The 13,460-nt window shown below is 54.1% G+C and carries 12 protein-coding genes and 1 pseudogene; 2 read left to right on the top strand and 11 right to left on the bottom strand.

The features are described 5' to 3' along the window. Positions 1 to 5: 5 nt before the first annotated feature. From pncA to ACZ0AZ_RS23570, 3 genes are all read right to left on the bottom strand, one after another. A complete protein-coding gene (gene pncA, locus ACZ0AZ_RS23580) occupies positions 6 to 632 on the bottom strand; it encodes a bifunctional nicotinamidase/pyrazinamidase (protein WP_463570647.1) in 627 nt (208 codons plus the stop codon). A gap of 50 nt (positions 633 to 682) precedes the next feature. Next, positions 683 to 850, bottom strand: a complete 168-nt coding sequence (locus ACZ0AZ_RS23575; protein WP_160292042.1) for a hypothetical protein — start codon at positions 848 to 850, stop codon at positions 683 to 685. Between the two features lie 68 nt (positions 851 to 918). Continuing rightward, entirely contained in the window at positions 919 to 1,275 is a 357-nt protein-coding gene (locus ACZ0AZ_RS23570; RefSeq protein ID WP_463538809.1) for a DUF2834 domain-containing protein, read from the bottom strand. A gap of 250 nt (positions 1,276 to 1,525) precedes the next feature. Here ACZ0AZ_RS23570 and ilvA point away from each other — a divergent pair. Then, positions 1,526 to 2,515, top strand: a pseudogene (gene ilvA, locus ACZ0AZ_RS23565) (threonine ammonia-lyase, biosynthetic); the annotation flags it as partial. Positions 2,516 to 2,552: 37 nt separating this feature from the next. On the opposite strand, the gene eco reads toward ilvA, so the two are convergent. Further along, complete coding sequence (gene eco, locus ACZ0AZ_RS23560; protein WP_463538279.1) at positions 2,553 to 3,038, bottom strand: serine protease inhibitor ecotin; 486 nt, start codon at positions 3,036 to 3,038, stop codon at positions 2,553 to 2,555. 368 nt (positions 3,039 to 3,406) lie between these two features. Between eco and ACZ0AZ_RS23555 the strand changes: the two genes are divergently transcribed. Next, positions 3,407 to 3,676, top strand: coding sequence for a DUF1652 domain-containing protein (locus tag ACZ0AZ_RS23555; protein WP_243241059.1), 270 nt, complete (start codon positions 3,407 to 3,409; stop codon positions 3,674 to 3,676). Here ACZ0AZ_RS23555 and ACZ0AZ_RS23550 read toward each other — a convergent pair. The 7 genes from ACZ0AZ_RS23550 to ACZ0AZ_RS23520 form a co-directional block, all read right to left on the bottom strand. After that, a complete protein-coding gene (locus ACZ0AZ_RS23550; RefSeq protein WP_463538278.1) occupies positions 3,673 to 4,071 on the bottom strand; it encodes a hypothetical protein in 399 nt (132 codons plus the stop codon). The genes ACZ0AZ_RS23555 and ACZ0AZ_RS23550 overlap by 4 nt on opposite strands. A gap of 90 nt (positions 4,072 to 4,161) precedes the next feature. Further along, complete coding sequence (locus ACZ0AZ_RS23545; RefSeq protein ID WP_463538277.1) at positions 4,162 to 4,431, bottom strand: DUF2790 domain-containing protein; 270 nt, start codon at positions 4,429 to 4,431, stop codon at positions 4,162 to 4,164. 270 nt (positions 4,432 to 4,701) lie between these two features. After that, positions 4,702 to 5,673 carry a tetratricopeptide repeat protein gene (locus tag ACZ0AZ_RS23540; protein WP_463570649.1) on the bottom strand — a complete coding sequence of 324 codons (972 nt, stop codon included), beginning with the start codon at positions 5,671 to 5,673 and terminating at the stop codon, positions 4,702 to 4,704. 89 nt (positions 5,674 to 5,762) lie between these two features. Continuing rightward, complete coding sequence (locus tag ACZ0AZ_RS23535) at positions 5,763 to 6,770, bottom strand: tetratricopeptide repeat protein (RefSeq protein ID WP_122750480.1); 1,008 nt, start codon at positions 6,768 to 6,770, stop codon at positions 5,763 to 5,765. Then, positions 6,767 to 10,321, bottom strand: coding sequence for a LysM peptidoglycan-binding domain-containing protein (locus ACZ0AZ_RS23530; RefSeq protein ID WP_463570652.1), 3,555 nt, complete (start codon positions 10,319 to 10,321; stop codon positions 6,767 to 6,769). The genes ACZ0AZ_RS23535 and ACZ0AZ_RS23530 overlap by 4 nt, the downstream gene beginning before the upstream one ends. A 28-nt stretch (positions 10,322 to 10,349) precedes the next feature. Beyond that, complete coding sequence (locus ACZ0AZ_RS23525) at positions 10,350 to 11,207, bottom strand: DUF4123 domain-containing protein (RefSeq protein WP_375122247.1); 858 nt, start codon at positions 11,205 to 11,207, stop codon at positions 10,350 to 10,352. Next, the gene (locus ACZ0AZ_RS23520) at positions 11,198 to 13,246 is read right to left on the bottom strand and encodes a type VI secretion system Vgr family protein (protein ID WP_463538266.1); all 2,049 of its coding nucleotides are present in this window, start codon (positions 13,244 to 13,246) and stop codon (positions 11,198 to 11,200) included. Before ACZ0AZ_RS23520 ends, ACZ0AZ_RS23525 begins: the two co-directional genes overlap by 10 nt. Positions 13,247 to 13,460: the final 214 nt, after the last annotated feature.

The raw sequence follows: 13,460 nt of genomic DNA, 5'->3' as shown, positions 1-13,460 counted from the left end.
ATTCCCTAACGAATATCAGATGATTGGATCAGGCCGACGCTGGCCTCCTGCATCCGCGTAATTGCAGACGCCAGCGAATCGTCCAGATCAATAGCCCGACAGGCATCCAGCACCACAAAGACATTGAAACCCGCCGCGCGCGCGTCCAGCGCCGAAAACATCACACAGAAATCCAGGGCCAGGCCAACCATATAAACGGTGTCGACGCCGCGCTCTTTCAAATAGCTGGCAAGCCCCGTGGTGGTGCTTCGGTCCGCTTCCAAAAAAGCGGAATAGCTATCGATGTCGGGGTTGCAGCCTTTGCGTATGATCAATTGCGCGTGCGGCAAATCCAGTTCCGCGTGGAATTCGGCGCCGGCGCTGGCTTGCACACAATGCTCGGGCCACAGCGTTTGTGCGCCGTACGGCAGTTGAATGATGTCGTAAGGCTGCCGGCCCGGATGGCTGGACGCAAACGAGATATGCCCGCTCGGGTGCCAGTCCTGAGCAATCACGACTTGCCTGAACTGGCGCGCGAGCCGGTTGATCAGCGGCACAATCCGGTCACCTTGAGGCACCGGCAATTGTCCGCCGGGAATAAAATCGTTCTGAACATCGATGACCAGCAATGCGGTGCGAGATGAAATTGGCACAGGGCGATCTTCCTTGGAATTAAACCTCGGCCAGTTTAGCAGGGCTTCCTTTAGCCGCTGGTCTGCAGTACGCATTGCTGGGTTTTACTGTCCCAGACCTGGCCTTTCGGACATTCGGGCTTTTTCACGGCGTCGCTTTCATCGACGGCAAAAACAGCGGGGCTGGACAGGGCGGTGACCAGCAGCGGGACGGCGAACAGCACTTGGCGAATGTTCATGGTCAATCTCCACTTTCATCGGCTTGGAGCGGAAGTTGTTGTTCTCATTTGCAGTGACTGTTCAGTTCTCAGGAAGATTCAAAATTGTGAGGCTGGGCCGACGGCGCAGCGGCAGAATTGCGCCGCTCCTGAATTCCGCGAATCACCAGATACAACAGCGGCCCCACTGAAACGAACACTGTGGTCAGCAGCAAATAAGGCAGTACCGACCAGACGGAGCGTCCCCGAGACCGGGCGTCCTTGACCATCCATACACCGGCCAGTGTCGCCATCAGGTACAGATCGATGACTACCTGCGCGGTGTCCGGTCGTGACATCAGGCTGATGCCGAAGTTGATCAGTGACTGTTCAGCCTGGAGCATTACCGAAACTGTGTACCCACTGAACGCGAGCAAAGCGGTGAGAGGCAGCGCGATGGACATCATGCTTTCCTTCCTTGGTGTGATGAGCAGAATCGCCAGCCTACCGGCGCGACGCACAATTGACCATTGACTTGTCATCCGCCGGCAGGCTAATTTCCAGCCCATGACTTTTACCGTAATGCGCTGCCAGCCAAGCATTATTACCGCCATTCCTCATTTGGCGGGCTAGCTCACGACTGCAGCACCCAACCCGCCCTAGAGGCGGGTTTTTACTTTCTGTCTCCGGGGTTCTGAAAACTGTCAGGAGACGACCATGCCGCACAGCCCCGACCAGCAAGCCCTGCTTGAGCACTACATAAAGATGATTCTGGCCGCGCCGGTTTACGACATTGCGGTGCGCACGCCGTTGCAGCCTGCGCCGGCATTGTCGCAAGCACTGGGCAATCGGGTCCTGCTCAAGCGCGAAGATCTGCAACCGACGTTCTCTTTCAAGATTCGTGGTGCTTACAACAAACTTGTGCAACTGAGCGATGAGCAGCGAGCGCGGGGAGTGATCACTGCGTCGGCGGGTAATCACGCGCAGGGTGTAGCGCTGGCGGCACGGGAGTTGGGCATCTGCGCGACGATCGTCATGCCGTCTACCACCCCTGAGCTCAAAGTGCTCGGCGTGCGCAGTCACGGTGCCGAAGCACTGCTGCATGGCGAGAGTTTCCCGTTTGCTCTGGCCCACGCGTTGCATTTGGCCGAGCAGAGCGGACGCACGTTCGTTTCACCGTTCGATGATCCTGACGTGATCGCCGGCCAAGGCACCGTGGCGATGGAAATCCTGCGCCAGCATCAAGGCGCGCTGGATGCGATCTTTATCCCGGTCGGCGGCGGAGGCTTGATCGCCGGTATCGCGGCCTACGTCAAATACCTGCGCCCGGAAGTGCGGATCATTGGCGTCGAATCCGAACATTCGGCCTGTCTACAAGCCGCTTTGCGGGCGGACGAGAGGGTGGTTCTGCCCAGCGTCGGCACTTTCGCCGATGGCGTAGCGGTTGCGCAGATCGGCGCGTATGGCTTCGAGGTGTGCCGCTTCTGTGTGGATGAAGTGATCACGGTCAGTAATGACGAGCTCTGCGCCGCGATCAAGAATATATACGACGATACCCGTTCGATCACTGAACCGTCGGGGGCGCTGGCCGTGGCGGGGATCAAGCAGTACGTGGCGCGCAGCGGCGTTCGCGATCAGACATTCGTCGCCATCGACTCTGGGGCCAACATCAACTTCGACAGCCTGCGCCATGTCGCCGAGCGCGCCGCTGCCTGCGGCGTGCCGGCGTGATGGGACGCTGCGGTTATTCCTGCAGGGCGGTGCCGACTTTGTCCGACGCCGACCAGATGCGATAACGCACCTCTACGTCCGAAGGCGCGTACACCACGACTGGCAACTTGCTGTTGTAGCGCAACATGAAGCCGTCGCCGACGACGGGAACGAAAGCGCGCTTTTTCTGGCTGCCGGGCGGGCAAGCCATCATCGTGCTCATCGGGCCGATGACCTTTTCCAGGCGATAGAACGGATAGCCCCAGCCTTGCAGATTCTTTTCATCGAGCACACCGCCCAGACGTTGGCGGTTGCAATCCACTTCCAGAGTTTTTCCAGCGAGAATTTCAACCTGGAAATTCTCTTCCCGCTCTTGTTTGGGCAGATGGATGACCTGACGGGTAAACCCGGCTTCGGCTTTGGGATACGGCGCGACGTCTTCGAGTTTGGCGGCGTGGGCGAGGGTTGAAAGATTGGCGATTAACAGCCCAGTGATCGCGCAAATGCGTAAGGAATTCATGGAAGCCTCCGTGCGGGTTGAATTGCATCTGAATGCATTCTTGCCGTCATGGCCCTCGAAAGCAAATTCGCGCAAAGTTGCAGATTGCAGGAGACGGATGGTCGGTTCATGCATTTTGCAAATAGCACAATACTGGCCACTTTCCCAAGTGCTTGATTTTGAAGGGAGCGAAACGAGCCGATCAAAGGCACGTTTTATGCGTTCTTTCGGTGAGGCGCACCGGATTTGGGCGCCTACACTCCAATGGGCATTTCGCAGTACCACCACTTGCCGCACCACGGAAACAGCGGGGGCACACCCGTGAAGGCGCAGCGAAGGGTCAGCGTGAATACTTGATTGGCAATCGCACAGAAAGGAGAGGGTTCGCCATGTTTTTATCTGCCTTGGAATTACGCAATATCATTGAAAGCAGTTTCTTGCCGAAACGCTGCCAGTGCACGCTGTCGCCCGACTTGTCGATGTCCGTCAAAGTGTTTGGCGACCATCGAACCGACCAAGCCGATCTCTACGTCAGCGGCATCGACGCCAGCCGCTTGAACAGCTGCCGTGAAATCAACAACCTGGTCGCAGGCCTGCGATCCGATCTCGCGCAACAAACCAATACGCATCAAACCAGCGCTCGTTCTCGAGCGGTTTAACCCAGCGTTTCACCCAATTCGACCGTCACGCGCCGGGCCTGTACAAAACCAAGGCCCAGCGCGAACTCGACCAGCACCGCGAGCAAAATCCCGGGGCCGGCATGGCCATTGAGCCATTCGCCAAAACCCAACGCCGCCAAACCGAAACAGCCGACGATGAAACCATTGCTCAGTGCACTGCGTGCCGCTGACGGCGGAGCATTGCGCAGCAAATAAAACATCACCCCCAACGCCGCAAACAGCACCGCGCTGCGCCTTGCGACTACGCCGGTGCCTTCCGAATAGCCAATACTCCAGATCGCCAGCAACACCTCCGGAAAAAATCCCCAGACCAGCGCCAGCAAAAAACACAGGATTGAAGTGACGCTCGACAACGTGCGGAACGACAACTGCATGGCCAGTCCTTGCGGCAGTAGGGAAGGTCCCGAGCATACCCGCCGAAACCACCCCACGCCTATGGCCAACCGGAAAATCAGAAGCGTCTGTCAGTTCTGCCGACTGCATGCGTCAGATAATTTCCTGTAGCTGATTTGTGCGGGCTTGCCGGTGTTATCGATGTATTTCATGTCGGCGGTGATGACTTTGCATTCCAGGGTCGGCGGCTCGGTTAGCGAGAGCACCTTCGCCACGTGGAGTGGCATGCCGTATTGGTAGGGTGCTTGATTCGATGTGGCGGAGGTGTCGTTGGCTTGGGCCAGTGCGGCGTATGAGCTGCAGGCGAGGTTGGCGGTGAGCAGGAAGGGACGAATGTTCATGAGAGGACTCCAGCGTAACGGATAGGCGCCCGGCACGAAGCCGGGCGAGCCTGCCGCACTGGGCGTCAGCGGGGGAGAGCTGAGGGTGTGCGGTGACATGGAGTCTCTGACTGTGGCCTTAAGGCCGAGTTAACCGATGTGAACATGAGCTGAGTTATTTACGGTTGCTATTCCCTTGTCTCGGGCATTTGTCGTTTGCGATATGAATCATTAGGGTACGGGCTTTGACGTGCTTGAAAAAAATTAATGAAAAGGCTGTACTGCTAAATTTCAGTACCCTAACTTATCTGGAAAAAACGAGAGCGGTGGGTGAGTGGCCTTCCACGTTTTTGCGAGTTCTTTTGCTTTTTCTAGTTGCTCTTTTGACAGCTTTTTTTCTATTTCCGGCAATACGTCGTTAACGTTGTTTATTACGTTTCCACCACCATCAAGCTCCAGTAGATTCGACAATAGTGCGTATGACTTTACCGGGTCTGATTCGAACCCGTATTTTGGTTCAGCTTCGCCAATATATGACGCGTAACCAAAAACTGCAGATGCATAGCCTGAGGCTGCAGCTTTTTCATTCCATTTTCTAAATGATGACAAATCGGCTTTTTCAATCCTGGTAGCGGCAAATCCCATCATGGCTGGTGGATAACCATTCTCTGCAGCGGCTTTCATCCATTTTTCGATTTCATCTGATCTGCTAGAGGGTAGTAGGAACATGCCTCCCCCCTCTTGATACTTGGTCGCTAAACGAAATTGCGCTAATGCAAAACCTGTTTCTGCGGACTTTTCAAGCCATTCATCGTTTCCTGTTATCTCCCATAGTAGGTACATCGACTCAGCGTCACCATGAGATGCCTGATCTGTAGCAAGGTTTTTGGCTTTGTTCATCCAATCTTTAGGGCATTGCCCAGAGGAAGAACAATTGTTCATAGTTACGCACAAATCTTGATCCGCGCCGCCGAGCCGAATCATAGAGTAAATATTGCCTTTCTTTGCTGACTCCTCGTAAGCCTTTTGCGCTTCTTGAGTCATGTATCTATTGTTTTTTCTTATAGATTCTCCCAAATAGTAAAGTGCTTCATCATCACCGCCTTCGGCTGCTATTTGTAATGTTTCAATTGCGGAGATGGCTTTGTGTTGATTGTATAGTTCAATGCCCTTGATTTTTGCCTGAGATTGTTCGTTCGTAAGCGCGTTTGACTGGGCTGATACTAGGCTTAAAAATGTTAACGCAGTGGCCAGCAGTTTCATTGAAGTCTTTGCCTATTCAGTCGTTCATCAAGGGCAGTGGCGATAATTTATCTAGATGGAATTTGGGTGCGGACAACCTAAAAATATACTCAATTACTCAGCTTGTCGGGGAAGAAAGACAGCGGTGGGTGATTGGTTTTCCATTCTTCAGCGACGATTTTTGATTCTTCAATTTGTTCTGGTGTCATCTTTTCAGAAATTTTTTCGATCTTACGGTCGACATAATCTTGCACGCCACCGGCGTCACCGAGTTCTTTTAACAAAGAGAAAATAGCGTAGCCTTTGACTAAATCCAAAGAGTAACCTACTTTATCTGGCGTATGTGAAATGTACGCACCATAGTTACTCATTGCAGCTTGTTCGCCTGTTGCGGCAGCCTTCTCGAGCCAATGTCGAATGCTCGCCATGTCTCCTTGCTTATAAAGCGTCTCTAGATATTGCATCATAGCTTTAGGGTTGCCACCTTCCGCAGAGAGTAGCAGCCATTTTTTGACCGACGCTTCACGTCCTCCAGGAGTAAAGAAGTAACCCTCTCCCTGCCTTTCGCTGATCGCCATCCAATATTGCGCGAGCGGATAGCCTGCATTAGCAGATTTTTCTAACCAATGGTGATCCAGCGTGATTTCGTACATCAAGTATAAAGATTCAGGATCGCCATCATTTGCCTTAGGTAACGTTATTTTTTTTGCCTCTACGAACCATTCTGCTTGAGTTTTTTTTGACGACGGGCAATTTCCCATCGTTGCGCAAAGATCTTTTTTTGCTCGACCCAACTGAATCATTGCGTATATGTTTTTTTTCTCTGCTGCCGATTCATACCAAAATTGGGCTTCGGGAGTCATGTATCCATTTTTCTTTCGAAGAGCTTCGGCAAGATAATACTGTGATTCTATTACGCCGTCTTTTGCCTCTCGCTCTAGCTGTGGAATGGCCGCATCTATTTTCATCTGGTTGTAAAGAATGATTCCGCTTGGTCCACTTTGCTGAGGGACTGAGGATGCATTGGTAAAATTGGCGCTATACGGCGATACTGAAATCAAACCCAAGCTGAACATTAGAATGATTTGATTTAATTTGATTTTTATTAGTCTGTTCATTGGTAGCCTTTTAAATAGGGTGTCGCCCCACTAAGCGAGTAGGTTGGTGATGGGACATAATTTTGTTGACAATAATCGGCCAGATTTGCGCCAAGTAATTTTGCGTGCGATTTATAGTTTTTACGTACTTCAACAATTGTATCGTCAAAGAGGCTTTGAACGCTTTCCGCCATGAAAGTATCTAGTGACATACGATTTTTGCAATACTCTTGTTCTCCAGCTTGCTCCTTTATGCCAAACTCATTCATTGACATGCATGCGAGTTCAAATTGTCTTTGTGCTTTGTCAATAGTGTTGGTTTTTTTTGCATTGTTGACTATCCAGCGCAAAATTCTTTCTATGGCTTTTTGCTGGAGAACATGGCCTTCGGATTGACTATATGTGCGACCCTTGTCAGATATGCTATTGTTTTCAGGACTGGCTGTAGTAATTTTAAACTCTTCGGGCTGGCTTATAAGCGTTCTTAAGAGTGGGCCCAGCGCGTTAGGAATTGCATTAATAATCCACTCTTCGAGCTCGCTTTGGTTCTTATAATTCATGATCGCGTCCGCAATCGGTCCGCCCTTGCCACGTCGCGTCAGAGACTCATAAAGACCCATCACAACATCCCAACGCATCATGTATGCCATTGCCACATTCAATCCGGCAACGCCCAAAGCGTTAAGTGCGGAGGCATACTCACTCGCTTCAGGATCCATCCACTCAACTTTACGGCCTTTGGTCTTATGCAGCTCTTTGCGATATATGTTAATGAGGTCGACCACCGCCTCATAACCCACTTCAAATTTGAAACTACCGTTAGCGCCCGGTCCAAGCACTACTGTTGCCTTCAAATTAAGAATGAACCGTCCTTTATCAAGAGAAACCTGAGCGTTCCCTTGAAATCCTGCGCCTAACGCGATTCCTACGGACCCGCCCAATTTTGCAAGCGTCAGCCATGGATTGGCTGTCCTTGCGTCTTTAGGACCGCTTATACCCAACGATGGCGCGGTACTTCGGGCGACGAGCTCTTTTGGCGGCGCCCAGTTTAGTGCACCAGTGAGCTCAATAGCGGCTTGCAAACCGCCGAATACGTTGAAGCTTGCCTTCGCGCCATTTTCGATTTGAACATTGGCGAGGCGACCAGTCGACATCTGACCTGTGCTCAGGGTGCCCGCAGCGGTGGGGGCTTTTGATTGATGGACGAGATCTGGAGTAGGACTATCGTCGCCGCTGTCGGCTTTTGCTTGCTTGGCGGCTGCGTGATCGGCGCGCTCCTGTTTGGCTGAGGCATCTTCACGCTGTGCGCGTTTGACCGGGCTCAGTGAGGCACCGTATTTGACGTTACCGAAGATAGGGCTCAATTCGACGCTGCCGGCAAGTAGCAGCGAAGCACCAGCATATCCCCACGCCTTCACGCCGAAGTGGAAGGAGAAACGCCCAAAATTCATTTTTTGTGGGCTACCGTCCAATAGGTAGTCGAGCGTGATTTCCTGTGCGCTCGCTTGGGCGGGCATATCGACTTTCATCAATTCCACTTCGCCGCGTGCCAAGTCGAGGCTCATCCCCGCGCTGGCCGACGCCTGAAAACCTTCTGCAGCGCTGATGGGGGGGCTTTCCAGCTTCACTTCAGCGTGAATGCTTGGTTGTGGAGGTGTCAGGCAGCGAACGAACTGCGCCTGAGGACTGGCATCGAAGAGTCTCACTTTACCGCGTACACTTTTCTGAAACACCAGCTGCTGAAGATGCTTACCCCAATTGGTAAGAGCTGCCTCGTCCTCTAGTTCAGTGACCTCATAGCCTTCCTTTTTTAAGTGAGCGTAAAAGTCTTTGGCTTTGAACCAACCTTTTTCATCGAAACAGTCGCCGACCTGATCGCTGAACTTTACAGCGCCCTGAGCCAACAGCCATTGGCGGAACGAACTGAGCTCACTGTTTTTATCAGAACCTTCAGTGGCATCTGTCGGGGGACTTTTAAAGGCCTTGGATACAGAGCCAGGGACTTTTTTGAAGTCCTCTTTCATTATTTTTTTTGCGTCTTTCAGGTTCGACATACTGAACCAGCCCAACGGAGTGCCCTTGGCGTCCGAAAGGCTGACTTCGCGCAAAGGAAAACCAGGTTTAACCATGCGATCTACTGGCTTGGGCTGGAACGCTTCCGGCTCCCAGATCAGATAACGTCGGGGTTTCGTCGCGTTGACATTATTCTGAGCGGCTGTATAGAGGTCTTCTTTGATTTTCTGCAGTTGGTCCCACTTTGCACGCTCTGCTTCCACCAAACCTGCAGGGGCCTGGGCATTTTGGCCTGTTGCTTCGATCCAGCGTTTGTACTTGTCCTGAAGTTGCGCAGTTGCTTCCGATTGCTTTTTCTCTGTATCCAAATACAGCTTGAATTGTTCGATGCCAGAGGCAAGGCCGTCGTTTATCAGCGCAAACTCTGGAAGCGCGATTCCATAATCGGAAGCCTTCATGATGGATTCGGTGTAAGCGTGGTAATCAAGCGCATCGGCGTTTTTGTGCAGTGTGTAAACATAGCCGACCAGATCGGCGGTACAGTCAGTCATGCCATTGCAGATATTGTCGTAACTTTTTTTCTTTTCCGCCAAGGCTTTGGCAACGTCTTCCAGCGATACCTGCTTGAAGTTTTTGTTGCCGAGGAATTTCTTGCGAGCCTCCAGATAAGCTTGCACACGTGCGCGCGCTTCAATCGCCTCCTTGGAGTACAGCGAGCCGCTTTCGTAGGTGTAGCCTTCCAGCTTAGCGGCCGCTACCGCTTCTTTTTTTAGCGCGACCCACTCAGCCCGCCGCTTGTAAAAGTCGGCATATGCTTCGTGAACGCGCTGGTCAGTAGCTATGTCTGCCGCTAGACGGTCGAGGCGAGATACTGGCGTCTCCTCGTCCATGGACTGAGCAAGAGCGACTGCCGGTTTGTTTCCATTAGCTTCGTTTTGCCTTTTTTTAGCGGTCGCGGGATCGATTTCGATCTCATCGCCCATCGCTTCAAACTCTTCCATACGTGCACGCTGTGCGCCCGTGAGGAAATTACTCAACTTAGGTTCAAGGAAGTATTCCAGCAAACCAGATTCCTGCAACCCGTTCAGGCGTGCATCACGTGGTTTGCTGGGTGCAATCATTTTATCCAGGGCGAACATGGATTCTTTGATGGCGGACTTTGCCCGTTCGGGAAGCAGCCAAAATTCTTGCTCTTCGGTGGCATAAATCGCACTGGCAAACTTTTTCGAGCAGGGAGGCGCGTGCGGTTTGAAAGTCTTTGAGCTCTGATCAGGGGTATCTTTGACAGGCTCCAGTTCAACCAGATCCTCCGCAGAGCACTGAGTTGCGGCTTCCGGGGTAGTTTGCGCAGGCGGTTGAGCCGCGGCAGGTGTCTGAGCGGCAGGCGCAGCAGGCGTTAGTGCGCTTTTCGGAACGCTCAGGTTCCATCCGACTTTGACGTTATCCGGGTTGGTGATGAAGGGGTTCATCTGACGAAGTTGCGCCACAGTAGTGTTGTAGCGCGTAGCAATCTGACCCAGAGTTTCGCCGGGCATCACAGCGTGATTTGTAATTTCCATGGTGATTCCGTTCTGTTGTCGCGTCGCCTTAGTGTTGGGCAACGGCGGCTGATTCCAGGAGCCGATCTACTTTGATAAACGACTCGTCCTTTGATTGCAGGATCGCCATGATCCCAAGCTGGGTCTCGAACAGCGGACCGTTCACGACATGGCCAAGCTTGAGCAGGTGATCGCCATCATAAATGTTGTTTTTGAGCAACATGTCGAGGTTGTCCGCGATGTCATTCAAGCGGTCATCGTCTGGCTCATTGAATGCTGCGTATTCCTCATCGATCCAGTACATCCAGCCCAGACGCGCTTGTACTTTCGCGGCCGCCTCGGGCAGATTGAACGCCGCTCTGTCACCGTCCCACGTTGATTGATCGGTGGCCTTCCAGGTGAGCCATCGCCCACGCTCTTGACCGAAATGAATTGGCGCCGGGCTGTAGACCGCATCCCAGCAGCCTAGTAACTGATCGAATGCTTTATCGGCGGTGTAGGCCAGCGCAGCCCATAGACTCGGCTTGTGGAAACTCAGCAGACTTTGGCCACCTGAACCATCGTTTGCCTTAAGCAGCCAGCGCGCATGAGCCAGAGCTTTTCCAGGATCCCGGGTTGAGATTGCGATTCCCGAAAAGCGTTCCTCACATAGTTCCACAGCGACCTTTGCCACTTTGCCGCCCTTTGGGGCCACCAGCCACAATGGCTCGTCAGGAATCCCTGCAAGGTCTGTCCCTACAAACAGACCTTGAGCGACGACGGGTTCGCCTAATCGATAAAGACGGCCTAAAGCGTCAGGCTGGAGCCCTTGGTCAATGATGAAACACAGCGACTCGCTGGTAGCGGGCAAGTCAGAAAAGTTGTAACGAGGCTCGGCGAGGAGAGCGCTCAGCGCTTTTACATGCATGTGCAATCCTTACGGCTGCAAGCGCCGTTACTCTGTTTTCCACACAGCGGGGTAATACCTGACTCATTAAGACGGGCAGGGAGCGGCGCTTTCCCCGCCTTATCCGCATCCACAACCTTCATCGGCCCCGGCAACAACGGCGCCGCCGGCGTGCCCACCCCGGGCGAGCCGCCGGTATTCACCTTCACCTCAGCCCCGCTGATGGTCACGCCACCTGCATCGACCTTGACGAAGCTGCCGCCAGCCTTGGCGGTCAGTTCCATGGCGCCTTCGACCACGACTCTCTGGCCGGCGTAATAATGGATTTCGTTGCCGGCCTCAACAAACTGCCCAGTCCCCACCTTCACATGCTGCGTCACACCCACCGTCAGGTGATCATCCGCGCGCATTTCGCTGATGCGGTCCAGATGGGTGATCCGGTGTTCTTCAACCTTGAACTCGCTCAACACATTGGCTTCAACAGTGTCATGCCGTTCGTTGCCGACGCGGATTTTCTGGTCGTGTTCGATGTTTTCGTCCCAGTCGCGCTGGGCGTGGATGTAGATCTGTTCGGCGCCTTTTTTGTCTTCGATGCGGAATTCGTTGTAGCCCTTGCCGCCCGGGGAGCTGAGGGTTTTGAAGGTGCTGCGGGTCTTGTTGGCCGGCAGGTCGTAGGGGACGACGTTTTCCTTGTGGTACAGGCAGCCGGTGACGAGGGGCTGGTCGGGGTCGCCTTCGAGGAAGGTGACGAGGACTTCCATGCCGATGCGCGGGATGGCGATGCCGCCGTAGGCTGCGCCGGCCCAGCCGCTGGTGACGCGCATCCAGCAGGTGGTTTTGTCGTCGGACTGGCCGTCGCGGTCCCAGTGGAATTGCACCTTGATGCGGCCGTATTGATCGCAGTGGATTTCTTCACCGGCAGGGCCGGTGACGACGGCGGTCTGGCTGCCGAGGACTTTCGGTTTCGGATGTTCGAGGGCAGGGCGGTAGTGCGCGTCCCACGGGGTGGCGAGGAAGCTGTTGCGGTAGCCCTGATGGAAATCGCTTTTGTTGTCGGTGACGTCGCTGGTGACGTTTTCGCCGAGCACTTGCGGCTGTTTGCCTTCGTGGAAGACTTCCAGCAGCAGCCACAGATCGTTCCACTCGGCGCGCGGGTGTTCGGCGAGCGTGAGGAAATGGCCGCTGGTCAGCGTCGGTTCATCACCTTTGCCTTCGGCGAGTTTGTAGTCGCTGCGATGGCGCTCGAGGGCGCGGGTTGAGAGGAACTTGCCGCGCTCGCGAGTCGTGAAGCGGCCGGGGTAATCGTAGTCTTCCAGGTCCGGGGCGAATTCGGATTTGACCGCGCCTTCGGGCAGCAGCTTGGGTTTTTCGAAATCGTAGTCGCGGCGGCTGACGCGGGTGGTGCGGGTTTCCAGGCGCAGGTTGAAGCGCTTGATCACCGGCTTCTCGGCGGCCATGCCGGAGTCTTGCTGGTAACTGACCGGCTTCAGTTTGCGGAACACCGTCTGGTCGTCGCCGAACACCAGTTTGTGGCCGCTGCTGCTGTGCTGGAAGTGGAAGTGGATGCCTTCCTCTTCGCACAGACGCTGGATGAAATGCAGGTCGGACTCATCGTATTGCACGCAATACTCGCGTTCCGGATACTCGGCGCCGAGCTGGAAGCTGTAGGCGTCAGAGAGAATGCCGCGATCTTCCAGCACCTGGGCGATGATTTTCGGCACCGTCAGTTGCTGGAAGATCTGCTGATCATGGTTGTGCTGCAGATACGCCAGTTGCGGCATCAGGCTGATGCTGTAGCGGGTCAGGGTCTTGCCGGAGTCGCCCTGCTCGATGCGATAGACCTGGCCGTGAATCTTGCCTTCGCCGGTAGCGCCGAAGGTCAGGCAGGCGCGCTTGTGCAGCAGCTCTTCGAGCTTCAGGTCGGGGCGGGCGCTGACCAGTTCGAGGTCGAAACGGAACGGTTCGTTGAGGGCTTCGCGACCGGTGAAGCTGAGGACTTGCAGGTCGGCGTTGGCGTCTTCGATCGAGAGGGTGATGTGGGTTGCATTGGCGTCCAGCATGCCTTGAATTCCGTCCGTTGAATAAGCAGGTGATGGATGTTGCAGGATTAGACGGCCTCATTCAAGGCGCAAATGGCGTAGGTGTGGGGCCTTGATGTCATAGGGAAAACCCTTAGGAGGGCGGTTTGGGTCAGTGAAATCGGGCCTTTCATAGACTTTGATGGTGTTTGAGAGATTGCCATCGCGGGCAAGCCCGCTCCCACAGGTTTCTCGG

The sequence above is a fragment of the Pseudomonas sp. AC239 genome (assembly GCF_979258545.1).
The sequence above is the reverse complement of the archived record's forward strand: the minus strand, read 5'-3'. Positions and strand labels throughout refer to the sequence as shown.